Annotated in this window: 21 protein-coding genes; 18 read left to right on the plus strand and 3 right to left on the minus strand. The window is 65.7% G+C overall.

The window, feature by feature from the left end; all coding sequences use genetic code 11:
• The first annotated feature begins 3 nt into the window (after positions 1-3).
• From fabZ to ispD, 13 genes are all read left to right on the plus strand, one after another.
• Positions 4-444, plus strand: a complete 441-nt coding sequence (fabZ, locus tag HMPREF2924_RS30215) for a 3-hydroxyacyl-ACP dehydratase FabZ (RefSeq protein WP_003092375.1) — start codon at positions 4-6, stop codon at positions 442-444.
• Positions 441-1217 (plus strand): acyl-ACP--UDP-N-acetylglucosamine O-acyltransferase, encoded by a 777-nt coding sequence (gene lpxA, locus HMPREF2924_RS30220; RefSeq protein ID WP_003092373.1) that lies wholly within the window; start codon positions 441-443, stop codon positions 1215-1217. Before fabZ ends, lpxA begins: the two co-directional genes overlap by 4 nt.
• Before the next feature lie 3 nt (positions 1218-1220).
• Positions 1221-2357, plus strand: coding sequence for a lipid-A-disaccharide synthase (gene lpxB, locus HMPREF2924_RS30225; protein ID WP_003109334.1), 1137 nt, complete (start codon positions 1221-1223; stop codon positions 2355-2357).
• Positions 2357-2962, plus strand: a complete 606-nt coding sequence (gene rnhB, locus HMPREF2924_RS30230; RefSeq protein WP_003092371.1) for a ribonuclease HII — start codon at positions 2357-2359, stop codon at positions 2960-2962. Before lpxB ends, rnhB begins: the two co-directional genes overlap by 1 nt.
• A gap of 216 nt (positions 2963-3178) precedes the next feature.
• Complete coding sequence (locus HMPREF2924_RS30235; RefSeq protein WP_003092370.1) at positions 3179-4594, plus strand: alanine/glycine:cation symporter family protein; 1416 nt, start codon at positions 3179-3181, stop codon at positions 4592-4594.
• Positions 4595-4723: 129 nt separating this feature from the next.
• The gene (dnaE, locus tag HMPREF2924_RS30240; RefSeq protein WP_003098578.1) at positions 4724-8245 is read left to right on the plus strand and encodes a DNA polymerase III subunit alpha; all 3522 of its coding nucleotides are present in this window, start codon (positions 4724-4726) and stop codon (positions 8243-8245) included.
• A 149-nt stretch (positions 8246-8394) separates the two neighbouring features.
• Entirely contained in the window at positions 8395-9345 is a 951-nt protein-coding gene (gene accA, locus HMPREF2924_RS30245; RefSeq protein WP_003109333.1) for an acetyl-CoA carboxylase carboxyl transferase subunit alpha, read from the plus strand.
• A gap of 69 nt (positions 9346-9414) precedes the next feature.
• Entirely contained in the window at positions 9415-10743 is a 1329-nt protein-coding gene (gene tilS / locus HMPREF2924_RS30250; RefSeq protein ID WP_003129943.1) for a tRNA lysidine(34) synthetase TilS, read from the plus strand.
• Between the two features lie 170 nt (positions 10744-10913).
• Positions 10914-12542, plus strand: coding sequence for a CTP synthase (locus HMPREF2924_RS30255; RefSeq protein WP_003092366.1), 1629 nt, complete (start codon positions 10914-10916; stop codon positions 12540-12542).
• Between the two features lie 2 nt (positions 12543-12544).
• The gene (gene kdsA / locus HMPREF2924_RS30260; RefSeq protein WP_003092365.1) at positions 12545-13390 is read left to right on the plus strand and encodes a 3-deoxy-8-phosphooctulonate synthase; all 846 of its coding nucleotides are present in this window, start codon (positions 12545-12547) and stop codon (positions 13388-13390) included.
• A gap of 45 nt (positions 13391-13435) precedes the next feature.
• Positions 13436-14725, plus strand: coding sequence for a phosphopyruvate hydratase (gene eno, locus HMPREF2924_RS30265; protein WP_003092364.1), 1290 nt, complete (start codon positions 13436-13438; stop codon positions 14723-14725).
• Positions 14726-14789: 64 nt separating this feature from the next.
• Positions 14790-15074, plus strand: a complete 285-nt coding sequence (gene ftsB, locus HMPREF2924_RS30270; RefSeq protein ID WP_003098569.1) for a cell division protein FtsB — start codon at positions 14790-14792, stop codon at positions 15072-15074.
• Between the two features lie 19 nt (positions 15075-15093).
• Positions 15094-15798 (plus strand): 2-C-methyl-D-erythritol 4-phosphate cytidylyltransferase, encoded by a 705-nt coding sequence (gene ispD, locus HMPREF2924_RS30275; protein WP_003129944.1) that lies wholly within the window; start codon positions 15094-15096, stop codon positions 15796-15798.
• A gap of 60 nt (positions 15799-15858) precedes the next feature.
• Here the strand turns inward: ispD and yedF are convergent, their stop codons facing one another.
• The 3 genes from yedF to gfnR form a co-directional block, all read right to left on the minus strand.
• Positions 15859-16107 (minus strand): sulfurtransferase-like selenium metabolism protein YedF, encoded by a 249-nt coding sequence (yedF, locus tag HMPREF2924_RS30280; protein WP_003092358.1) that lies wholly within the window; start codon positions 16105-16107, stop codon positions 15859-15861.
• Positions 16073-17299, minus strand: coding sequence for a selenium metabolism membrane protein YedE/FdhT (gene yedE / locus HMPREF2924_RS30285; protein WP_004351374.1), 1227 nt, complete (start codon positions 17297-17299; stop codon positions 16073-16075). The genes yedF and yedE overlap by 35 nt, the downstream gene beginning before the upstream one ends.
• 75 nt (positions 17300-17374) lie before the next feature.
• Positions 17375-18283, minus strand: a complete 909-nt coding sequence (gene gfnR / locus HMPREF2924_RS30290) for a glutathione-dependent formaldehyde neutralization regulator (protein WP_003129947.1) — start codon at positions 18281-18283, stop codon at positions 17375-17377.
• A 131-nt stretch (positions 18284-18414) separates the two neighbouring features.
• Between gfnR and HMPREF2924_RS30295 the strand changes: the two genes are divergently transcribed.
• The 5 genes from HMPREF2924_RS30295 (at position 18415) to surE (ending at position 22777) form a co-directional block, all read left to right on the plus strand.
• A complete protein-coding gene (locus HMPREF2924_RS30295; RefSeq protein ID WP_003124150.1) occupies positions 18415-19527 on the plus strand; it encodes an S-(hydroxymethyl)glutathione dehydrogenase/class III alcohol dehydrogenase in 1113 nt (370 codons plus the stop codon).
• Positions 19528-19580: 53 nt separating this feature from the next.
• Positions 19581-20432 carry an S-formylglutathione hydrolase gene (gene fghA, locus HMPREF2924_RS30300; protein WP_003092349.1) on the plus strand — a complete coding sequence of 284 codons (852 nt, stop codon included), beginning with the start codon at positions 19581-19583 and terminating at the stop codon, positions 20430-20432.
• A gap of 70 nt (positions 20433-20502) precedes the next feature.
• Positions 20503-20976 (plus strand): 2-C-methyl-D-erythritol 2,4-cyclodiphosphate synthase, encoded by a 474-nt coding sequence (gene ispF, locus HMPREF2924_RS30305; RefSeq protein WP_003092346.1) that lies wholly within the window; start codon positions 20503-20505, stop codon positions 20974-20976.
• On the plus strand, positions 20973-22040 hold the full coding sequence (gene truD, locus HMPREF2924_RS30310) for a tRNA pseudouridine(13) synthase TruD (RefSeq protein WP_003117490.1): 1068 nt from the start codon (positions 20973-20975) through the stop codon (positions 22038-22040). The genes ispF and truD overlap by 4 nt, the downstream gene beginning before the upstream one ends.
• Positions 22028-22777, plus strand: a complete 750-nt coding sequence (surE, locus tag HMPREF2924_RS30315; RefSeq protein ID WP_003092341.1) for a 5'/3'-nucleotidase SurE — start codon at positions 22028-22030, stop codon at positions 22775-22777. The genes truD and surE overlap by 13 nt, the downstream gene beginning before the upstream one ends.
• Positions 22778-22781: the final 4 nt, after the last annotated feature.

Below are 22781 nucleotides of genomic sequence, written 5' to 3' on the forward strand. Positions count from 1 at the left end.
AACATGATGGACATCAACGAGATTCGCGAATACCTGCCTCATCGCTATCCTTTCCTGCTGGTGGATCGGGTGGTAGAGCTGGACATCGAGGGCAAGCGCATTCGCGCCTACAAGAATGTCAGTATCAATGAGCCGTTCTTCAACGGACATTTCCCCGAGCACCCGATCATGCCGGGCGTGCTGATCATCGAGGCGATGGCCCAGGCGGCCGGTATCCTCGGTTTCAAGATGCTCGACGTGAAGCCCGCCGACGGCACCCTTTACTACTTCGTCGGTTCGGACAAGCTGCGCTTCCGCCAGCCGGTCCTGCCGGGCGACCAGTTGCAACTGCACGCCAAGTTCATCAGCGTGAAGCGCAGCATCTGGAAATTCGACTGCCACGCTACCGTCGACGACAAGCCGGTATGCTCGGCTGAAATCATCTGTGCGGAACGCAAACTATGAGTTTGATCGATCCTCGCGCCATCATCGATCCGAGCGCCAGGCTGGCGGCTGACGTCCAGGTGGGCCCGTGGTCCATCGTCGGGGCGGAAGTGGAGATCGGTGAAGGGACGGTGATCGGTCCGCACGTGGTGCTCAAGGGCCCCACGAAGATCGGCAAGCACAACCGCATCTACCAGTTTTCCAGCGTCGGCGAGGACACTCCCGACCTGAAATACAAGGGCGAGCCGACGCGCCTGGTGATCGGTGACCACAACGTGATCCGCGAAGGCGTGACCATCCATCGCGGAACCGTCCAGGATCGCGCGGAAACCACCATTGGCGACCACAACCTGATCATGGCCTATGCGCACATCGGCCATGACAGCGTGATCGGCAACCATTGCATCCTGGTGAACAACACGGCGCTGGCCGGGCATGTCCACGTGGACGACTGGGCGATCCTGTCCGGCTACACCCTGGTGCACCAGTACTGCCGGATCGGCGCGCACAGCTTTTCCGGCATGGGCAGCGCCATCGGCAAGGACGTCCCGGCCTACGTGACGGTCTTCGGCAACCCGGCCGAAGCCCGCAGCATGAACTTCGAAGGCATGCGTCGGCGCGGCTTCAGCAGCGAGGCCATCCATGCCCTGCGGCGTGCCTACAAGGTGGTCTATCGCCAGGGACATACCGTCGAGGAAGCCCTGGCCGAGCTGGCCGAAAGCGCTGCCCAGTTCCCCGAGGTCGCGGTGTTCCGTGATTCCATCCAGAGCGCAACCCGCGGCATCACCCGCTGAGCCATGGCTGACGGATTGCGCGTAGCCCTGGTCGCCGGCGAGGCCTCCGGCGACATCCTCGGGTCCGGACTGATGCAGGCGCTGCGGGCGCGGCACCCGGATATCGAGTTCATCGGCGTCGGTGGGCCGCGCATGGAGGCCGAAGGGCTGTCCAGCTATTTCCCCATGGAGCGCCTGTCGGTGATGGGCCTGGTCGAAGTGCTGGGCAGGCTGCCGGAGTTGTTGCGACGGCGCAAGCGCCTGATCCGCACGCTCATCGAGGCCCGGCCGGATGTGATGATCGGCATCGACGCTCCCGACTTCACCCTCGGCGTCGAACACAAGCTGCGCCAGGCTGGCCTGCGCACCGTGCATTACGTCAGCCCTTCGGTGTGGGCCTGGCGGCAGAAGCGGGTGCTGAAGATTCGCGAAGCCTGCGACCTGATGCTGGCATTGTTCCCCTTCGAAGCACGTTTCTACGAAGAGCATGGGGTGCCCGTGCGTTTCGTCGGCCACCCCCTGGCCAACACCATTCCCCTGCAGGCGGATCGCGCTGCGGCCCGCGCGCGGCTCGGATTGCCGGCGGACGGACAGGTGGTGGCGCTGATGCCGGGCAGTCGCGGCGGCGAGGTCGGCAAGCTCGGCGCGTTGTTCCTCGACACCGCCCAGCGCCTGCTCGTCGAACGGCCGGGCCTGCGTTTCGTGCTGCCCTGCGCCAGCGCTGCACGGCGCGAACAGATCGAGCAGATGCTCCAGGGCCGCGAGCCTCTGCCGCTGACGCTGCTCGACGGCGCTTCCCATGAAGCGTTGGCCGCCTGCGATGCGGTGCTGATCGCCTCCGGTACCGCGACCCTCGAGGCGCTGCTCTACAAGCGGCCCATGGTGGTGGCTTATCGGGTCGCCGGGCTGACGTACCGGATTCTCAAGCGCCTGGTGAAAAGCCCTTACATCTCCCTGCCGAACCTGCTGGCCGGGCGCCTGTTGGTGCCGGAACTGATCCAGGACGCCGCCACCCCGCAAGCGCTGGCCGCAACCCTCTCGCCGCTGCTGGACGACGGCTCGCAGCAGGTGGAATTCTTCGATGCCATCCATCGGGCCTTGCGCCAGGATGCTTCGGCACAGGCGGCGGAAGCCGTCCTGCAACTGGTGGAGCGCCGCTGATGCAACTGGGCCTGGATTTCAATCTGGTGGAGGATCTGGTCGCGGGCGTCGACGAGGTCGGTCGCGGTCCGTTGTGCGGTCCGGTGGTCACCGCCGCGGTGATTCTCGACCCGAGCCGCCCGATCCTCGGCCTGAACGACTCGAAGAAGCTCAGCGAAGCTCGTCGCGAGGCGCTGTTCGAAGAGATCCGCGAGAAGGCCCTGGCCTGGTGCATCGCCCGCGCCGAGGTCGAGGAGATCGACCGGCTGAACATTCTGCATGCCACCATGCTCGCCATGCAGCGCGCGGTCGAAGGCCTCAGCGTGACTCCGCGGCTGGCCCTGATCGACGGCAATCGCTGTCCGAAACTGGCGGTGCCCAGCGCGCCGGTGGTCAAGGGCGACAGCCAGGTACCGGCGATCGCCGCGGCGTCGATCCTGGCCAAGGTCAGTCGCGACCGGGAAATGGTCGAGCTGGACCGGGTCTATCCGGGCTATGGCATGGCCGGGCACAAGGGCTATCCGACCGCGGTCCATCTCGAGGCGCTTTCCCGTCTCGGCCCGACGCCGATCCATCGACGCTCGTTTGCTCCGGTTCGCGAATTGCTGGATGTCCCTGTTCAATAATTGAGCGGATGTCGCGTGACTGACCGTATCCGTCGCCTGGTGACAAGCGGTGAGCGGCGTCAATAGCGGAAAGTCCTGCCCCTTCCTGCCAGGTACCATTCACAGCGAAATTTCCTTCGGCTCGCACGTCATTCCGTGTGTGTCCGAAACACGCGGCCTTCTACCCGGGAGGTCGGCTGACAACAATCCGCCATAAGCGGAACAGGGGAGTTATCCATGCAAGAATTCGCCACTCAGGTCGTCGACCTGCTCAACGGCCTTATCTGGGGCAAGATCCTCATCTGGCTGCTGGTCGGTTGCGGCCTGTACTTCACTGTGCGCCTGGGATTGATCCAGTTCCGCCACTTCGGCCATACCTTCAGCGTGCTCAAGGGCAGCCGCCAGTCGGACGACTCGGGAATCTCCTCGTTCCAGGCGCTCTGCACCTCTCTGGCGGCGCGGGTCGGTACCGGCAACGTCGCCGGCGTGGCGGTAGCGATCACGCTCGGCGGTCCCGGCGCAGTGTTCTGGATGTGGGCGATCGCCCTGGTGGGGATGGCGACCGGCTTCGTCGAGGCGACCCTGGCCCAGTTGTTCAAGATTCGCGACGACAAGGGCCAGTTCCGTGGTGGCCCGGCCTACTACATGGAGAAGGGCCTGGGCGCGCGCTGGATGGGCATCCTGTTCTCGATCTTCCTGATCATCGCCTTCGGTTTCGTCTTCAACTCGGTACAGGCCAATACCATCACCGGTGCCATGCAGGGCGCCTTCGGCGTGCCGACCTGGATCAGCGGCATCGCCGTGGTGATCCTCACCGCGTTGATCATCTTCGGCGGCCTGCGCTCCATCGCGCGCTTCTCCGAACTGGCGGTACCCTTCATGGCGGTGGCCTACCTGCTGCTGGCGGTGGGCATCATCCTGTTCAACCTCAGCGAACTGCCGGGCGTCCTGGCGATGGTGGTGAAGAGTGCCTTCGGCTGGCACGAGGCCGCCGCCGGCGGCATCGGCGCGGCAATCCTCAACGGCTTCAAGCGCGGCCTGTTCTCCAACGAAGCAGGCATGGGCTCGGCGCCCAACGCCGCCGCCTCGGCCACGCCCTATCCGCCGCACCCGGCGTCCCAGGGCTACGTGCAGATGGCCGGCGTGTTCATCGATACCCTGCTGATCTGCACCGCTTCCGCCGCCATCATCCTGCTGGCCGGACCGCAGGAAGGCGAGGGCATCATGCTGGTGCAGAATGCCCTGACCAGCCAGGTCGGCGACTGGGGCCGCTACTTCCTGGCGGTGATCATCCTGTTCTTCGCCTTCACCTCGATCGTCGCCAACTACTTCTATGCCGAGAACTGCCTGGTATTCCTCGAGCACAACCACCTGGCGGGCCTGTTGATCTTCCGCCTGATCGTGCTGGCGATGGTGATGTTCGGCGCGCTGGCTTCGCTGCCGTTCGTCTGGAACCTCGCCGACGTGTCGATGGGCCTGATGGCGATCACCAACCTGATCGCCATCCTGCTGCTGTCCAATCTCGCGATCAAGCTGGCCAAGGACTACAACGCCCAGCGCAAGGCCGGCAAGCTGCCGACCTTCGACGCCAGCCAGTTCCCTGAAGTCCAGCAGAAGCTCGAACCGGGTATCTGGGACGACCGCCGCGCCTGAGCGCGGGGCGGGCGACGTTTCTCGGCGCAGCCGAGGCGCATCGTCCGCTCTTGAACCTGTAGCTTTGCCACCGGGCCCGGTACAATCCGGGCCTTGTCGTTTTTGCGTTATTTCTGCTCCGGGGCCTTCATGACCGTATCCTTCGTTCACCTGCGTCTGCATACCGAATTCTCCCTGGTCGACGGCCTGGTCCGGGTCAAGCCCCTGGCCAAGGCGGTGGCGGGGCTGGGCATGCCGGCGGTGGCGGTCACCGACCAGAGCAACATGTGCTCGCTGGTGAAGTTCTACAAGACCGCCATGGGCGCCGGCATCAAGCCGATCTGCGGGGCCGACATCTGGCTCGCCAGCCGCGAGGAAGATGGCCCGCTCAGCCGCCTGAGCCTGCTGGCGATGAACGCGAAGGGCTATCGCAACCTCACCGAGCTGATTTCCCGCGGCTGGAGCGAAGGCCAGCGCAACGGCGAGATCATCATCGAGCGCGACTGGGTCAAGGAAGCGGCGGAAGGCCTGATCGCGCTGTCCGCGGCCAAGGAGGGCGAGATCGGCCACGCGCTGCTCGACGGCGAGGAAGCCAAGGCCGAGGCGCTGTTGCGCGAGTGGATGGAGGTGTTCCCCGAGCGCTTCTACGTCGAAGTGCAACGTACCAGCCGGGTCAACGACGAGGAGCACCTCCACGCGGCGGTGGCTCTGGCGTCACGCTGTAACGCGCCGCTGGTGGCGACCAACGACGTGCGCTTCATCAAGCAGGAAGACTTCGAGGCCCACGAGACCCGCGTCTGCATCGGCGAGGGGCGGACCCTCGACGATCCGCGGCGACCACGTACCTATTCGGACCAGCAATACCTGAAGTCGCCGGCGGAAATGGCCGAGCTGTTCAGCGACCTGCCGGAAGCGTTGGAAAACACCGTCGAGATCGCCAAGCGCTGCAACATCGAGGTGCAGCTGGGCAAGTACTTCCTGCCGGACTTCCCCACGCCCAATGGCATGGGCATCGACGACTACCTGCGGCACGCCTCCTTCGAAGGTCTCGAGGAGCGCCTGGAGGTGCTGTTGCCGAAGGATACCCCGGACTACGAGGCCAAGCGCCAGGTCTATGTCGACCGTCTGAACTTCGAACTCGATATCATCATCCAGATGGGTTTCCCCGGTTACTTCCTCATCGTGATGGACTTCATCAAGTGGGCGAAGAACAACGGCGTGCCGGTAGGCCCCGGGCGGGGCTCGGGCGCCGGCTCGCTGGTGGCCTACGTGCTGAAGATCACCGACCTCGATCCGCTGGCCTACGACCTGCTGTTCGAACGTTTCCTCAACCCGGAACGGATCTCCATGCCCGACTTCGACGTCGACTTCTGCATGGAGGGCCGCGACCGGGTGATCGACTACGTGGCCGACGCCTACGGGCGCAACGCGGTGAGCCAGATCATCACCTTCGGCACCATGGCGGCGAAGGCGGTGGTACGCGACGTGGCGCGGGTCCAGGGCAAGTCCTACGGTCTCGCCGACCGGCTGTCGAAGATGATCCCGTTCGAAGTCGGCATGACCCTGGATAAGGCCTACGAGCAGGAAGAAATGCTCCGCGACTTCCTCAAGAGCGACGAGGAAGCCGCCGAGATCTGGGAGATGGCCCTCAAGCTGGAAGGCATCACCCGCGGTACCGGCAAGCACGCCGGTGGCGTGGTGATCGCGCCGACCAAGCTGACCGACTTCTCGCCGATCGCCTGCGACGAGGAAGGCGGCGGCCTGGTGACCCAGTTCGACAAGGACGACGTGGAGGCGGCCGGCCTGGTGAAGTTCGACTTCCTCGGCCTGCGGACCCTGACCATCATCAAGTGGGCGATGGAGATCATCAACCGCGAGCAGGCCAAGAAGGGCCTGGAGCCGGTGAACATCGACTTCATTCCGCTGGACGACAAGCCGACCTATTCGCTGCTGCAGAAGGCCGAGACCACTGCGGTGTTCCAGCTCGAATCGCGCGGCATGAAGGAGCTGATCAAGAAGCTCAAGCCGGACTGCCTGGAAGACCTCATCGCACTGGTGGCGCTGTTCCGCCCGGGTCCTCTGCAGTCGGGCATGGTGGACGACTTCATCAACCGCAAGCACGGTCGCGCCGAGCTGTCCTATCCGCACCCCGATTACCAGTACGCCGGCCTGGAGCCGGTGCTCAAACCCACCTACGGCATCATCCTGTACCAGGAACAGGTGATGCAGATCGCCCAGGTCATGGCCGGCTATACCCTCGGTGGCGCGGACATGCTGCGCCGGGCGATGGGCAAGAAGAAGCCCGAGGAAATGGCCAAGCAGCGCGGCGGTTTCATCGAGGGTTGCAAGAACAACGGCATCGATGCCGATCTCGCGGGCAACATCTTCGACCTGGTGGAAAAATTCGCCGGCTACGGCTTCAACAAGTCGCACTCGGCAGCCTACGGCCTGGTCTCCTACCAGACCGCCTGGCTGAAGACCCACTTCCCGGCGCCGTTCATGGCCGCGGTGCTCACCGCGGATATGCAGAACACCGACAAGGTGGTGACGCTGATCGAAGAATGCCGGCACATGAAGCTGCGCATCGTGGCGCCGGACGTGAACAACTCCGAGTTCCGCTTCACCGTCGACGACGATGGCCGGATCGTCTATGGCCTGGGCGCGATCAAGGGCGTCGGCGAGGGGCCGGTGGAGGCGATCACCGAGTGCCGCGCCGAAGGCGGGCCGTTCAACACCCTGTTCGATTTCTGCGACCGCGTCGACCTCAAGCGCATCAACAAGCGCACCCTGGAAGCGCTGATCCGCGCCGGTGCGCTGGATCGCCTGGGGCCGCACTACCACGACGAGCTAAAGGCCTACCAGGCTACCGTCGACCTCAACCGCGCCGTGCTGCTGGCGGCGATGGAGGAAGCGATCCAGGCTGCGGAGCAGACCGCGCGCAGCCACGACAGCGGGCACATGGACCTGTTCGGCGGAGTCTTCGCCGAGCCGGAGGCGGATGTCTACGCCAACCACCGCAAGGTCAAGGAGCTGACCCTCAAGGAACGCCTGAAGGGCGAGAAGGACACCCTCGGCCTGTACCTGACCGGCCATCCGATCGACGAGTACGAAGGCGAGGTGCGGCGCTTCGCCCGCCAGCGCATCGTCGAGCTGAAGCCGGCGCGCGATACCCAGACGGTGGCCGGGCTGATCGTCAACCTGCGGGTGATGAAGAACAAGAAGGGCGACAAGATGGGCTTCGTCACCCTCGATGACCGCTCCGGACGGATCGAGGCCTCGCTGTTCTCCGAAGCCTTCGCCGCGGCCCAGTCGCTGCTGCAGACCGATGCGCTGGTGGTGGTCGAGGGCGAGGTCAGCCAGGACGACTTCTCCGGCGGACTGCGCCTGCGCGCCAAGCGCGTGATGAGCCTGGAGGAAGCGCGTACCGGACTGGCGGAGAGCCTGCGGATGAAGCTGCACGCCGACCTGTTGAAGGGCGACCGCCTGCGCTGGCTGGGCGAGCTGTTCAACCGCCATCGCGGTTCCTGCCCGATCACCCTGGACTACACCAGCGCCGACGCCAAGGCCCTGCTGCAGTTCGGCGAGAGCTGGCGGGTGGATCCGGCGGACGATCTGATCCAGGCATTGCGTGACCAGTTCGGGCGCGACAACGTCTTCCTCAATTATCGTTAATCGCGATGGGCGATAACGCCGTTGTTCCGCGCTCTGCGGCGGGAAAACGCGGATCGCCCTTGCTCCCGGCTCGACCCCTGGCGCCCGATCCCGTAAGGTAGGGCGCCAAACGGAAACGGCCCACTAGAATCTGCGCACGACGGAAGCCTATGAACCCGAACTTTCTTGATTTCGAACAGCCGATCGCCGACCTGCAAGCCAAGATCGAAGAGCTGCGCCTGGTGGGCAACGACAATGCGCTGAACATCAGCGACGAAATCTCGCGTCTGCAGGACAAGAGCAAGGCGCTCACCGAAAATATCTTCGGCAATCTGTCCAGTTGGCAGATCGCCCAGCTCGCGCGCCATCCCAAGCGTCCCTATACCCTCGACTACATCGGCTACCTGTTCAGCGATTTCGAGGAACTGCACGGCGACCGGCATTTCGCCGACGACCCGGCGATCGTCGGCGGCGTTGCCCGCCTCGACGGTTCCCCGGTGATGGTCATCGGCCACCAGAAAGGCCGCGAAGTCCGTGAGAAGGTCCGGCGCAACTTCGGCATGCCGCGTCCGGAAGGCTATCGCAAGGCCTGCCGCCTGATGGAAATGGCCGAACGCTTCAAGATGCCGATCCTGACCTTCATCGACACGCCCGGCGCCTACCCGGGCATCGATGCCGAGGAACGCGGCCAGAGCGAGGCGATCGCCTGGAACCTGCGGGTGATGGCGCGACTGAAGACGCCGATCATCGCCACCGTGATCGGCGAGGGCGGTTCCGGCGGCGCGCTGGCCATCGGTGTCTGCGACCAGTTGAACATGCTGCAATACTCCACCTATTCGGTGATCTCGCCGGAAGGCTGCGCCTCCATCCTCTGGAAGACCGCCGAGAAGGCGCCGGAAGCCGCCGAGGCCATGGGTATCACCGCCGAGCGCCTGAAAGGCCTGGGCATCGTCGACAAGGTCATCGACGAACCGCTGGGCGGCGCCCATCGCGATCCGGCGAGCATGGCCGAATCGATCCGTGGCGAACTGCTGGCGCAACTGAAGATGCTCCAGGGCCTGGAAATGGGTGAGTTGCTGGAGCGTCGTTACGACCGCCTGATGAGCTACGGCGCGCCGTAAACCATCCGGCGCACTGGTACGATCGACAAGCCCGGCATTCGCCGGGCTTGTCGCATGAGGAGCGCAAGCATGCCGGCAGTGCCGCTCGAATCCCGTCTGTTACAGGCCCTGGCGCCCTGGCGCGAAGCGGGGGGCTGGTGCGTGGCGTTTTCCGGCGGGCTGGATTCGACGGTGTTGCTGCATCTGCTCGCCCAGTTGGCCCGGAGCGAAGCCTTGCCGGCGCTGTCGGCGCTGCATGTCCACCATGGCTTGCAGGCTGCGGCGGACGGTTGGCCGGCGCACTGCCAGGCGGTCTGCCGGTCGCTGGGTATCCCGCTGCGGGTCGAGCGGGTACAGGTCGCCGTTGGCGGCAGCATCGAGCAGGCGGCGCGCGACGCCCGCTATCGCGCATTCCAGGCGAACCTGGGCGAGGGACAGGTGCTGCTCACCGCGCAGCACCTCGACGACCAGGCCGAGACCTTGCTGTTCCGCCTGTTGCGTGGAGCGGGCCTGCGCGGCCTGGCGGCGATGCCGGCGAGCCGGCCGCTGGGCGGCGGCCGCCTGTGCCGACCCTTGCTCGGGGTTTCCCGCGCCGAACTGGAAGCCTATGCGCAGACGCACCGGCTGGACTGGGTGGAGGATCCTTCCAACCAGGATCCGCGCTTCTCGCGCAACTACCTGCGCCGGGAGATCATGCCGCGTCTCGCCTCCCACTGGCCGCAGGCCGTCGCCGGCATGGCGCGCTGCGCGGCGCATCTGCGCGAGGCCGAAGACCTGCTGGCTGAACTGGCCGCCATCGACCTCCGGGCCTGCCGCCAACCCTCGGAACTGGATTGGCCGGACTGGCTGGATCTGCCCCGGATCGCCCTGGAGCCTCTGCGCCGCCTCAGCGCTGCGCGCCAGCGCAACCTGCTGCGGGCCTGGCTGGGACAGCTGACGCGGTTGCCGGACAGCGACCACTGGGCCGGCTGGGAGTCGTTGCGCGATGCCGGCGACGATGCCGACCCGATCTGGCGCCTGGAGAGCGGCGAGTTGCGTCGCGGCGCGGGGCGGATCTGGTGGTTGCCGGCGGACTGGCGTGCAGCGGCGGGACCGTTCGTCTGGGAGTGTCCCGCTCATCCATTGCTTCTTCCCGGCAATGGCCGGCTGGCGTTGCTCGGCGAGGTTCCGGCGGGACCGTTGCGCGTCGACTACCGGCGGGGTGGGGAGGTGCTGGCCCTGGCCGGGCGCGGTCGCCGCGACCTCAAGCGATTGCTCAACGAAGCGGGCGTACCGAGCTTCCTGCGCGGTCGTTTGCCGCTGCTCTTCCGAGCCGACGAACTGCTCGCGGTGGCCAACATTCCTGGCCTGGACAGTCCCCGCGAGGGGGGCTGGCGACTGTCCTGGAGCCCGCCGACGAACGACCCGGGTTTGAGCTAGTAAGCCGTTTCCAGTAGACTACGCTCCCGTCTTGTACTGCTCCCGCCGATTCCCTCCGGAATCAGCAGGAGTTTGCTTTGCCCACGGATTTGTCCGTGGCGGGAGCTGGCCTCCCTTCTCCGAATCCCCGGCGGTTGATCCCGCCTAAACGCTGACTTCTAGGGTTTTTCATGACGCGCTACATCTTCGTCACGGGTGGTGTTGTTTCTTCATTGGGGAAAGGCATCGCTTCGGCTTCTCTGGCTGCGATCTTGGAAGCGCGTGGCCTGAAGATCACGATGCTCAAGCTGGACCCTTACATCAACGTGGACCCGGGCACCATGAGCCCGTTCCAGCACGGTGAGGTCTTCGTGACCCAGGACGGCGCCGAGACCGACCTGGACCTGGGCCATTACGAGCGCTTCGTTCGTACCACCATGACCCAGAACAACAACTTCACCACCGGCCGCGTCTACATGGACGTGTTGCGCAAGGAACGCCGCGGCGACTACCTGGGCGCCACCGTGCAGGTGATCCCGCACATCACCGACGAGATCAAGCGGCGCATCATCAAGGGCGCCGGCGATGCCGACGTCGCCCTGGTGGAGATCGGTGGCACCGTCGGCGACATCGAGTCGCAGCCGTTCCTCGAGGCGATCCGCCAGCTGCGCGTCGAGATCGGCGCCAAGCGCGCGATGCTGATGCACCTGACCCTGGTCCCGTACATCGCCACCGCCGGCGAGACCAAGACCAAGCCGACCCAGCACTCGGTCAAGGAGCTGCGCTCCATCGGCCTGCAACCGGACGTGCTGGTCTGCCGTTCCGACCACCCGATCGACGTCTCCTCGCGGCGCAAGATCGCGCTCTTCACCAACGTCGAGGAGCGCGCGGTGATCGCCCTGGAAGACGTCGACACCATCTACCGCATCCCGTCGGTGCTGCATGCCCAGGGCCTGGACGACATCGTCGTCGAGCGCTTCGGCCTGGAGTGCGGGCAGGCCGACCTGTCCGAATGGGACCGGGTGGTCGATGCCAAGCTCAACCCCGAGCGTGAAGTCACCATCGCCATGGTCGGCAAGTACATGGAACTGCTGGACGCGTACAAGTCGCTGATCGAGGCGATGACCCACGCCGGCATCCAGAGCCGCACCAAGGTCAACCTGCGCTACATCGACTCCGAAGACATCGAGCAGCAGGGCACCAGCCTGCTGGAAGGCGTCGACGCCATCCTGGTCCCGGGCGGCTTCGGCCTGCGCGGCGTGGAAGGCAAGATCAGCACCGTGCAGTACGCCCGCGAGAACAAGATCCCCTACCTGGGCATCTGCCTGGGCATGCAGGTCGCGGTCATCGAATACGCCCGCAACGTGCTCGGCTGGAGCGACGCCAACTCCACCGAGTTCGACAAGTCCAGCGGCCATCCGGTGGTCGGCCTGATCACCGAATGGCAGGACGCGACCGGCGCCACCGAGATCCGCACCGAAGCTTCCGACCTGGGCGGCACCATGCGCCTGGGCGCCCAGGAGTGCCAGCTGCAGACCGGCACCCTGGTGCACGACTGCTATGCCAAGGACGTGATCGTCGAGCGCCATCGCCATCGCTACGAAGTGAACAACAACCTGCTGCCGCAACTGGAACAGGCCGGCCTGAAGATTTCCGGCCGCTCCGGCGACGGCGCCCTGGTGGAAGTGGTCGAGGCCCCGGAGCATCCGTGGTTCGTTGCCTGCCAGTTCCACCCGGAATTCACCTCCACACCGCGTGATGGCCACCCGCTGTTCAGCGGTTTCGTCAACGCCGCGCTGAAATATTCCGGGAAGGCCTGAGCATGGCACAGAAGATCGTTCGCGTCGGCGATATCCAGATCGGCAACGACCTGCCGTTCGTGCTGTTCGGTGGCATGAACGTGCTGGAGTCGCGCGACCTGGCCATGCAGGTCTGCGAAGAATACGTACGGGTTACCGAGAAACTCGGTATCCCCTATGTGTTCAAGGCCAGCTTCGACAAGGCCAACCGTTCCTCGATCCACTCGTTCCGTGGCCCGGGCCTGGAAGAGGGAATGAAGATCTTCGAAGAGATCAAGAAGACTTTCAAGGTACCGGTCATCACCGATGTCCACGAGCCGTTCCAGGCCCAGCCGGTGGCCGAGGTCTGCGACATCATCCAGCTGCCGGCCTTCCTCTCGCGGCAGACCGACCTGGTGGTGGCGATGGCCAGGACCAACGCGGTGATCAATATCAAGAAGGCCCAGTTCCTCGCGCCCCAGGAGATGAAGCATATCCTGACCAAGTGCGAGGAAGCCGGTAACGACCGCCTGATCCTCTGCGAGCGCGGCTCCTCCTTCGGTTACAACAACCTGGTGGTCGACATGCTCGGCTTCGGCATCATGAAGCAGTTCGAGTACCCGGTATTCTTCGACGTCACCCACGCCCTGCAGATGCCTGGCGGTCGCGCGGACTCCGCCGGCGGCCGGCGCGCCCAGGTCACCGACCTGGCCAAGGCCGGGCTCAGCCAGAAGCTCGCCGGGCTGTTCCTCGAGGCCCATCCGGACCCCGAGCACGCCAAGTGCGACGGTCCGTGCGCGCTGCGCCTGAACAAACTCGAAGCCTTCCTGTCCCAGCTCAAGCAACTGGACGAGCTGATCAAGAGCTTTCCTGCAATCGAGACTGCCTAGTCTCCTCAGACCGCCCCGTTCATTCACTTCGGAGTGTTAACAAGAATGGCAAAGATCGTCGACATCAAGGGCCGTGAGGTCCTGGACTCCCGCGGCAACCCTACCGTTGAAGCGGACGTGATCCTGGACAACGGCATCGTCGGCAGCGCCTGCGCGCCTTCCGGTGCTTCCACCGGTTCCCGCGAGGCCCTCGAGCTGCGCGATGGCGACAAGAGCCGTTACCTGGGCAAGGGCGTGCTGAAAGCCGTGGCCAACATCAACGGCCCGATCCGCGACCTGCTGCTGGGCAAGGACGCGGCCGACCAGAAAGCCCTCGACCACGCGATGATCGAGCTGGACGGCACCGAGAACAAGGCCAAGCTGGGCGCCAACGCGATCCTCGCGGTGTCCCTGGCTGCCGCCAAGGCCGCCGCACAGGCCAAGGGCGTACCGCTGTACGCGCACATCGCTGACCTCAACGGCACTCCCGGCCAGTACTCCATGCCGGTGCCGATGATGAACATCATCAACGGCGGCGAGCATGCGGACAACAACGTCGATATCCAGGAATTCATGGTCCAGCCGGTCGGTGCGAAGAACTTCGCCGAGGCGCTGCGCATGGGCGCCGAGATCTTCCATCACCTCAAGGCCGTGCTGAAGGCCCGTGGCCTGAACACCGCCGTCGGTGACGAAGGCGGCTTCGCGCCGAACCTGTCGTCCAACGAAGACGCCCTGGCCGCCATCGCCGAGGCCGTCGAGAAGGCCGGCTACAAGCTGGGTGACGACGTGACCCTGGCCCTGGACTGCGCCTCCAGCGAATTCTTCAAGGACGGCAAGTACGACCTGGAAGGCGAAGGCAAGGTATTCGACGCCGCTGGTTTCGCCGACTACCTGGCCGGCCTGACCCAGCGCTACCCGATCATCTCCATCGAGGACGGCATGGACGAGTCCGACTGGGCCGGCTGGAAAGGCCTGACCGACAAGATCGGCGCCAAGGTCCAACTGGTCGGCGACGACCTGTTCGTGACCAACACCAAGATCCTCAAGGAAGGCATCGAGAAGGGCATCGGCAATTCGATCCTGATCAAGTTCAACCAGATCGGTTCGCTCACCGAGACCCTGGAGGCCATCCAGATGGCCAAGGCCGCCGGCTATACCGCGGTGATCTCGCACCGCTCCGGCGAAACCGAGGACTCGACCATCGCCGACCTGGCCGTGGGTACCGCCGCCGGTCAGATCAAGACCGGTTCGCTGTGCCGCTCCGACCGCGTGTCCAAGTACAACCAGTTGCTGCGCATCGAAGAGCAACTGGGCGCCAAGGCGCCGTACCGTGGTCGCGCGGAATTCCGCGGCTGAGCCTAGTCTGGTACGGTGAAGGGGTGGCAAGAGCCACCCCTTTTCTTCTCAAGGAGTTCGAGGCTTGAGGTTACGTAGCCCCTACTGGCTGTTCGTGGTGCTGATCCTGGCGCTGGCGGGCCTGCAATATCGCCTGTGGGTCGGCGATGGCAGCCTGGCGCAGGTGCGCGACCTGCAGAAGCAGATCGCCGACCAGCATGGCGAGAACGAGCGCCTGCTGGAGCGCAACCGGATTCTCGAAGCCGAAGTCGCCGAGCTGAAGAAAGGCACCGAGACCGTCGAGGAGCGTGCGCGGCACGAGCTCGGCATGGTCAAGGACGGCGAAACCCTCTACCAGCTCGCCAAGTGAGCTGACGACCCTTCTCCCGATGACGACTTCCGACCTTCCCGCCTTCTGGACGGTGATCCCCGCCGCCGGCGTGGGTTCGCGCATGCGCGCCGACCGCCCGAAGCAATATCTCGATCTTGCCGGTCGCACCGTGATCGAGCGCACCCTCGATTGTTTCCTCGAACACCCGATGCTTAGGGGCCTGGTGGTCTGCCTGGCCGAGGACGATCCCTACTGGCTCGGGCTGGACTGCGCCGCCAGCCGGCATGTGCAGCGCGCCGCCGGGGGCGCCGAGCGCGCCGGCTCGGTGTTGAACGGCTTGCTGCGCCTGCTGGAGTTGGGGGCACAGGCCGACGACTGGGTGCTGGTGCATGACGCCGCGCGGCCGAACCTGACCCGCGGCGACCTCGACCGCCTGCTCGAAGAACTCGCCGAAGATCCGGTCGGCGGGCTGCTGGCGGTGCCGGCGAGGGACACCCTCAAGCGCTCCGACCGCGACGGCCGGGTCAGCGAAACCATCGACCGCTCGGTGGTCTGGCTGGCCTATACGCCGCAGATGTTCCGCCTCGGCGCCCTGCACCGGGCGCTGGCCGATGCGTTGGTGGCCGGCGTGGCGATCACCGACGAGGCTTCGGCGATGGAGTGGGCCGGCTATGCGCCGAAGCTGGTGGAAGGGCGCGCCGACAACCTGAAGATCACCACCCCGGAAGACCTGCTGCGCCTGCAGCGCAGTTTTCCGCACTGAACCCTGGCACAAGAAAGCCGACCCGAGGGTCGGCTTTCTTGTCGTTGCAGGCTCGCTCGTTCAGCTTTCCAGCGGCACCTCTATGAGGAAGCGGAACAGCGCGCCATGCTGCTCCACCGCCAGGCATTTGTAGCCCTGGCGCTGGGTATCTTCGGGAATCCCGTGGACCGATTGCGAGCAGTCGGTGACCACTTCCAGGCGTTCGCCCGGCTGCATGGTCGCCAGGGTTTCCAGGGTGGCGATGGCGTTGTACGGGCAATGTTCGCCGCGCAGGTCAAGCGACAGGGTCGGTTTGTCGGTCTGGCTCATGGTTCGGTTTCCGCGGTCGGGTGAATCGGGAGGCGTTCAGTTGCACCAGCAGCAGGCACAGGGCCAGGCCGGCGAAGGTCAACAGCAGGCCGTTGCCGGGCCCGAAGCTTTCCAGCAGGTTGAGCTTGGGATAGGGCAGGGCTAGGCGGGTACCCAACTGGTCCCAAAAGATCGCCACCAGGGTTCCGCCGATGACGTTGCCGATGCCGACCACCCAGAAGTGCACCTGGCCCTCCATCGAGCGGTACATCCAGCCGGTCTCGCAACCGCCGGCGAGGACGATGCCGATGCCGAAGAGAATGCCGCCGATGATCGCATTCGGGCCCATCCAGAAGATCTTCGGCGCGACGCCCAGGCGGATCGCGGCGAAGGTACCGATGCAGGCGGCCGCCATGCCGAGCAGGATGCCGAAGGCGGCGCGGGTCCGGCCGGTGGTCCAGAGGTCCCGTGCGGCGCTGGTGAAGCAGATCTGCGCGCGCTCGATCAGGCCGCCGAACAGCAGGCCGAACAGGCAGGCCATGCCCAGCACCAGCGATACCTCGAAGCGCCAGGCGGCGAACAGCGCGGCGAGCGCCAGCACCGCCAGGCCCAGGCGGGCCTGCAGGCGTGCGCGTCGGGCCAGGCTTTCGGCGTCGGGCAGGGCGCTGGCCGTGGCGCCGACTTTCAGCGGCGTGCGCAGGAACGGCAGCAGGCTGATCTTCACGCCGATCCAGGCGCCGCCGACGGTGGCGAACATGAAGGCCCAGGCGTGCAGGGAAAACATCGGGATACCGGTGAAGAACGCCGCCAGGTTGCAGCCCATCGCCAGGCGCGCGCCGAAGCCGGCGACGATACCGCCGACCAGGCCCTGCAGCAGGCGACGTTTGCTGGTCGGCCAGCGCAGGCTGACGTTGCCGGCCCAGAGGGCGCAGCACAGGGCGCCGAGGAACATGCCGATGATCATCACTCCGTCGATCCGGTCCAGCGGCGTGCCTTGAAGGCCGATCAGCCTGAAGTAGCTCCAGTCCTGTGGCTGGTAGCCGAACCAGGACAGCACGTGGCCGCCCCAGCGGGTGAATTCGCCGGTCACCGCCCAGAAGGTGCCGGTGAGCGCGAAGTAGTAGGCGGAGGCGACGCCGAGGGCGACCAGCGCCGGCAGCGGCGACCAGAACCTCACCAGGTAGCGTTGGCGAAACGCATTGAGGGCAGACATGCGACTTCCTTGAATCGATAGCGGGTGGAGCGGGAAACCGCCAATTCTATCGCAGCGGTGAATTGCCTTACTGCTTCAGCGCAGGTTTTTCTCCCCGGCGAGTCCCGGATGGGATTGCGCCAGGCCTTCCTTGAGATAGTCCACCAGTTGCCTGACTTTCGGCGACAGGTGCCGCTGCTGCGGGTACAGCGCCCATACCGCGGTATTCGGCGGCTGGTGGCCTTCCAGCAGGGAGACCAGGCGGCCGCTGCGCAGGTGCTCGATCACATAGTAGTCGGGCAACTGGCACAGGCCGAAGCCGCGCAGGGCGGCGTCGAGCACCGCCTGGCCGCTGTTGCAGCGCCAGTTGCCCTGGACCCGGTGCTGGGTTTCCCGGCCGTCCTCGAGGAAGCTCCACAGGTCACTGCTGCCGATCAGGCAGTTGAACTGGCCGAGTTCCGCCGGCGACTGCGGAGTGCCGTGGCGGCGCAGGTATTCCGGGGTGGCGCAGAGGTACATGAGGCGTGGCGCCAACCGTGTGGCGACCAATCGCGAATCGCTCAGGCGGCCGAGGCGGATGGCCAGGTCGAAGCCCTCGTGGAGCAGGTCCAGTTGGCGGTTGGACAGCTCGATGTCGACCCGCAGTTGCGGATAGTCGGCCATGAAGGCATTCACCAGCGGCACGATGAAACGTTCGCCGTAGGCCACGGCGCAGGTCATGCGCAGCAGGCCCTTGGGCTCCGCGGAGAGGTCGCTGACCGCGCGCAGGGCTTCGTCGCGGGCGTCCTGCAGGCGCTGGCAATGTTGCAGGAAGGTCTGTCCGGCTTCGCTCAGCGACACTCGCCGGGTGCTGCGGTAGAGCAGGCGGGTCTGCAGGCGCTCCTCCAGGCGGGCGACCTGGCGGCTGATGTGCGACGAGGAAACGCCCATGCGTTCGGCTGCCGCGGTGAACTGCCCGGTTTCGGCGACAGCGACGAATTCGTCGAGTCCTTCCCAGCGATTCATCTGGATTGTCCCTGTATGGCAATAATGTTTTGATTATTGCCTGATTATTCCTTGAAACGCGGTTTTCTACACTTTCCGTTTCAGTGGGTCGCTTAGCGGCCCGCCGGCTTCTATCGTTCAGGAGTTCCCAGATGATCAAGTCCCGTGCCGCCGTCGCCTTCGCCCCCAACAAGCCGTTGGAAATCGTCGAGGTGGATGTGGCGCCGCCGCAGAAGGGCGAGGTACTGGTGCGCATCGTCGCCACCGGCGTCTGCCATACCGATGCGTACACCCTGTCCGGCCAGGATTCCGAGGGGGTGTTCCCGTGCATCCTGGGCCACGAAGGTGGTGGCATCGTCGAAGCGGTGGGCGAGGGCGTGACCTCCCTGCAGGTGGGCGACCATGTCATCCCGCTGTACACCGCCGAGTGCGGCAAGTGCAAATTCTGCCTGTCCGGCAAGACCAACCTCTGCCAGGCCGTGCGCGCCACCCAGGGCAAGGGCCTGATGCCCGACGGCACCAGCCGTTTCTCCTACAAGGGCGAGCCGGTCTTCCACTACATGGGCTGCTCGACCTTCTCCGAATACACCGTGCTGCCGGAAATCTCCCTGGCGAAGATTCCCAAGGACGCGCCGCTGGATAAGGTCTGCCTGCTTGGTTGCGGCGTCACCACCGGGATCGGCGCCGTGCTGAATACCGCCAAGGTGGAAGAGGGCGCTACCGTTGCCATCTTCGGCCTGGGCGGTATCGGCCTGGCGGCGATCATCGGGGCGAAGATGGCCAAGGCCGCGCGCATCATCGCGGTCGACATCAACCCGGGCAAGTTCGACATCGCCAGGGAGCTGGGCGCCACCGACTTCATCAATCCGAAGGACTACGACAAGCCGATCCAGGACGTCATCGTCGAACTGACCGATGGCGGCGTCGACTACTCCTTCGAGTGCGTCGGCAACGTGCAGTTGATGCGCGCCGCGCTGGAATGCTGCCACAAGGGCTGGGGCGAGTCGGTGATCATCGGTGTCGCCGGCGCCGGCCAGGAAATCAGCACCCGGCCGTTCCAACTGGTCACCGGCCGCGTCTGGCGCGGTTCGGCGTTCGGCGGGGTGCGCGGGCGCAGCGAGTTGCCGAGCTATGTCGAGAAGGCGCAGAAGGGCGAGATCCCGCTGGATACCTTCATCACCCACACCATGGGGCTGGAGGACATCAACGAGGCCTTCGAGCTGATGCACGAAGGCAAGAGCATCCGCACCGTCATTCATTACTGACAAGCCGTCGCGGCGGGCCCTGCGGCTCGCCACGACCGTTTCACGGAGGTCACGTGAAGGATTCCCTCGAACTGATCGGCAGCCAGAAGTCCTTCGGCGGCTGGCACCAGCGTTACCGTCATTTTTCCCGGACCCTGAACTGCGAGATGGTCTTCGCCATCTACCTGCCGCCCCAGGCCGAGCCGGAGGCGGCGCTGCCGGCCCTGTACTGGCTGTCCGGGCTGACCTGTACCGACGAGAACTTCATGCAGAAGGCCGGCGCCCAGCGGGTCGCCGCCGAACTGGGATTGGTACTGGTGGCGCCGGATACCAGCCCGCGCGGCAGCGGTGTCCCCGGCGATCCCGACGGCGCCTGGGACTTCGGCCTGGGCGCAGGCTTCTACCTGAACGCCACGCAGGAGCCCTGGGCTGCGCACTACCGCATGCACGACTACGTGGTGCACGAGTTGCCGGCGCTGATCGAGGCGCATTTCCCGGTGTCCCGGCGGCGCGGCATCAGCGGGCACTCGATGGGGGGGCATGGCGCGCTGGTCTGCGCGCTGCGCAACCCGGGGCGCTACCTGTCGCTGTCGGCCTTCGCGCCGATCTGCCATCCGAGCGATTGCCCCTGGGGCCAGAAGGCGTTCTCTCGCTACCTGGGCGAGGACCCGGCGGCCTGGCGCGAGTGGGATGCCTGTGCGTTGCTCGAGGGTGCGTCCGAACGCTTGCCGATCCTGGTCGACCAGGGCGAGCGCGACGACTTCCTCGCCGTCCAGCTCAAGCCGGAAGCGCTACGCAATGCGGCGGACAAGGCCGGCCACCCGCTGGAGCTGCGTCTGCAACCAGGCTACGACCACAGCTACTACTTCATCGCCAGTTTCATCGAGGATCACCTGCGCCACCATGCCCAGGTTCTCAACGGTTGATCCGCGATACCTGAAGCCTGCCCCGATCCGGGGTAGAATCACGCCCTGATTCCAACCAGGGCGTTTTTTCATGCGAATTGGCCATGGCTACGACGTGCATCGCTTCGGCGAGGGCGACTTCATCACCCTCGGCGGTGTGCGCATTCCCCACAAACATGGGCTGGTCGCCCACTCCGACGGCGACGTGCTGCTGCACGCCTTGTCCGATGCGCTGCTCGGCGCGGCGGCGCTGGGCGACATCGGCAAGCACTTCCCGGACACCGACCCTCGGTTCAAGGGCGCCGACAGTCGCGCGCTGCTGCGACACGTGGTCGCCATCGTCGCCGAGAAGGGCTGGAAGGTCGGCAACGTCGACGCCACCATCGTCGCCCAGGCACCGAAGATGGCGCCGCACATCGAAACCATGCGCGGGTCGATCGCCGAGGACCTCGGCGTCGCGGTCGACCAGGTCAACGTCAAGGCCACCACTACCGAGCGGCTAGGTTTCACCGGACGCGAAGAGGGCATTGCTGTACATGCGGTCGCTTTGCTGATGGCCCGATGAGCGTTCTCGGCGAACTCGACCTGCTCGGGCCGCGCGCCCATGGGGCAGCCTGCGGCGAGGCGGTGCTCAAGGCCGTGGCCGAGGACTTCCAGGTCGACGAGGTGCTGGACATTCCCCTCAGCGGTGAAGGCGAGCACCTCTGGTTGTGGGTGGAAAAGCGCGGATTGAACACCGAGGAGGCGGCCCGTCGCCTCGGCCGCGCCGCCGGCGTGCAGCAGAAGAACGTCAGCTACGCCGGGTTGAAGGACCGCCAGGCCCTGACCCGGCAATGGTTCAGCCTGCACCTGCCGGGCAAGGCCGATCCCGACCTGGGCGCAGCCGAGGGCGCGGACCTGCGGATTCTTCGCCGCACCCGTCATTCGCGCAAGTTGCAGCGAGGCGCGCATGCCGCCAACGGCTTCACCCTGCGTCTGACCGGGCTGCGGGCGGAGCGTGCCCTTCTCGACGCGCGCTTGGAACGTATCGCCGCGGACGGCGTGCCCAACTATTTCGGCCTGCAACGCTTCGGCCACGGCGGCGGCAACCTGGTCGACGCGCGCAGTTGCGCGGAACAGGACCTGCTGCCGGCGAACCGCAACCTGCGTTCGCGCTTCCTTTCCGCCGGGCGCAGCTACCTGTTCAACCGCCTGCTCGCCGAGCGGGTCGCGGAGGGTAGCTGGAACCGGGCAGCGGTCGGCGACCTGCTGGCCTTCACCGACAGCCGCAGCTTTTTCCTCGCTGGCGAGGAAGAATGCCGCGATACCCGTCTGGCCGCCCTCGACCTGCACCCCACCGGACCGCTCTGGGGCGAGGGCGATCCGCCGAGCGGCGCCGGCGTCCTCGACCGCGAGCTGGCCCTGGCCGGGAGCGAGCCGGCGCTCTGCCGCTGGCTGGCGAAGGCGGGCATGGCGCACGAACGGCGCATCCTGCGGCTCCCCATCCAGGGGCTGGCGTGGCATTATCCCGAACCTGATGTTCTGCAACTGGAATTCGTCCTGCCGGCCGGTTGTTTCGCCACCGTAGTGGTGCGTGAAATCCTCGACCTGGTACCGACAGGGCAGACGGAAAACCCATGCGCATACTGATTGCCAACGACGACGGGGTGACCGCACCCGGTATCGCCGCGCTTTACGACGCGCTGGCGGATCATGCCGATTGCGTAGTGATCGCCCCCGACCAGGACAAGAGCGGCGCCAGCAGTTCCCTGACGCTGGACCGCCCGCTGCACCCGCAGCGCCTGGACAACGGATTCATCAGCCTCAACGGCACGCCGACCGACTGCGTGCACCTGGGCCTGAACGGCTTGCTGGAGGAATTGCCGGACATGGTGGTCTCGGGTATCAACCTGGGCGCCAACCTCGGCGATGACGTCCTCTATTCCGGTACCGTGGCGGCGGCCATCGAAGGGCGCTTCCTGAAGGGGCCGGCCTTCGCCTTCTCGCTGGTCTCGCGGTTGACGGACAACCTGCCCACCGCCATGCACTTCGCCCGCCTGCTGGTCTCCGCCCACGAGCGCCTGGCCGTGCCGCCGCGTACCGTGCTCAACGTCAATATCCCGAACCTGCCGCTGGATCGCGTACGCGGTATCCAGCTGACCCGCCTCGGGCACCGCGCTCGTGCCGCCGCACCGGTGAAGGTGGTCAATCCGCGCGGCAAGGAAGGCTACTGGATCGCCGCGGCCGGCGATGCCGAGGATGGCGGGCCGGGGACGGATTTCCACGCGGTCATGCAAGGCTACGTGTCGATCACTCCGTTGCAGCTGGACCGTACCTTCCACGAAGCCTTCGGCGGCCTCGACGAGTGGCTGGGAGGACTGACGTGATGTC

It is taken from the genome of Pseudomonas sp. HMSC063H08 (genome assembly GCF_001813645.1).
GTDB lineage: Bacteria > Pseudomonadota > Gammaproteobacteria > Pseudomonadales > Pseudomonadaceae > Pseudomonas > Pseudomonas aeruginosa.

Bases quoted from the DNA above. Each gene is read 5' to 3' on its own strand.
- ispF (WP_003092346.1), top strand. From the start codon at position 20,503: ATGCGAATTGGCCATGGCTACGACGTGCATCGCTTCGGCGAGGGCGAC.
- HMPREF2924_RS30295 (WP_003124150.1), top strand. From the start codon at position 18,415: ATGATCAAGTCCCGTGCCGCCGTCGCCTTCGCCCCCAACAAGCCGTTG.
- HMPREF2924_RS30255 (WP_003092366.1), top strand. From the start codon at position 10,914: ATGACGCGCTACATCTTCGTCACGGGTGGTGTTGTTTCTTCATTGGGG.
- HMPREF2924_RS30235 (WP_003092370.1), top strand. From the start codon at position 3,179: ATGCAAGAATTCGCCACTCAGGTCGTCGACCTGCTCAACGGCCTTATC.
- tilS (WP_003129943.1), top strand. From the start codon at position 9,415: ATGCCGGCAGTGCCGCTCGAATCCCGTCTGTTACAGGCCCTGGCGCCC.
- gfnR (WP_003129947.1), bottom strand. From the start codon at position 18,283: ATGAATCGCTGGGAAGGACTCGACGAATTCGTCGCTGTCGCCGAAACC.
- fabZ (WP_003092375.1), top strand. From the start codon at position 4: ATGATGGACATCAACGAGATTCGCGAATACCTGCCTCATCGCTATCCT.
- truD (WP_003117490.1), top strand. From the start codon at position 20,973: ATGAGCGTTCTCGGCGAACTCGACCTGCTCGGGCCGCGCGCCCATGGG.
- yedE (WP_004351374.1), bottom strand. From the start codon at position 17,299: ATGTCTGCCCTCAATGCGTTTCGCCAACGCTACCTGGTGAGGTTCTGG.
- kdsA (WP_003092365.1), top strand. From the start codon at position 12,545: ATGGCACAGAAGATCGTTCGCGTCGGCGATATCCAGATCGGCAACGAC.
- rnhB (WP_003092371.1), top strand. From the start codon at position 2,357: ATGCAACTGGGCCTGGATTTCAATCTGGTGGAGGATCTGGTCGCGGGC.
- surE (WP_003092341.1), top strand. From the start codon at position 22,028: ATGCGCATACTGATTGCCAACGACGACGGGGTGACCGCACCCGGTATC.
- ispD (WP_003129944.1), top strand. From the start codon at position 15,094: ATGACGACTTCCGACCTTCCCGCCTTCTGGACGGTGATCCCCGCCGCC.
- accA (WP_003109333.1), top strand. From the start codon at position 8,395: ATGAACCCGAACTTTCTTGATTTCGAACAGCCGATCGCCGACCTGCAA.
- eno (WP_003092364.1), top strand. From the start codon at position 13,436: ATGGCAAAGATCGTCGACATCAAGGGCCGTGAGGTCCTGGACTCCCGC.
- lpxB (WP_003109334.1), top strand. From the start codon at position 1,221: ATGGCTGACGGATTGCGCGTAGCCCTGGTCGCCGGCGAGGCCTCCGGC.
- lpxA (WP_003092373.1), top strand. From the start codon at position 441: ATGAGTTTGATCGATCCTCGCGCCATCATCGATCCGAGCGCCAGGCTG.
- yedF (WP_003092358.1), bottom strand. From the start codon at position 16,107: ATGAGCCAGACCGACAAACCGACCCTGTCGCTTGACCTGCGCGGCGAA.
- dnaE (WP_003098578.1), top strand. From the start codon at position 4,724: ATGACCGTATCCTTCGTTCACCTGCGTCTGCATACCGAATTCTCCCTG.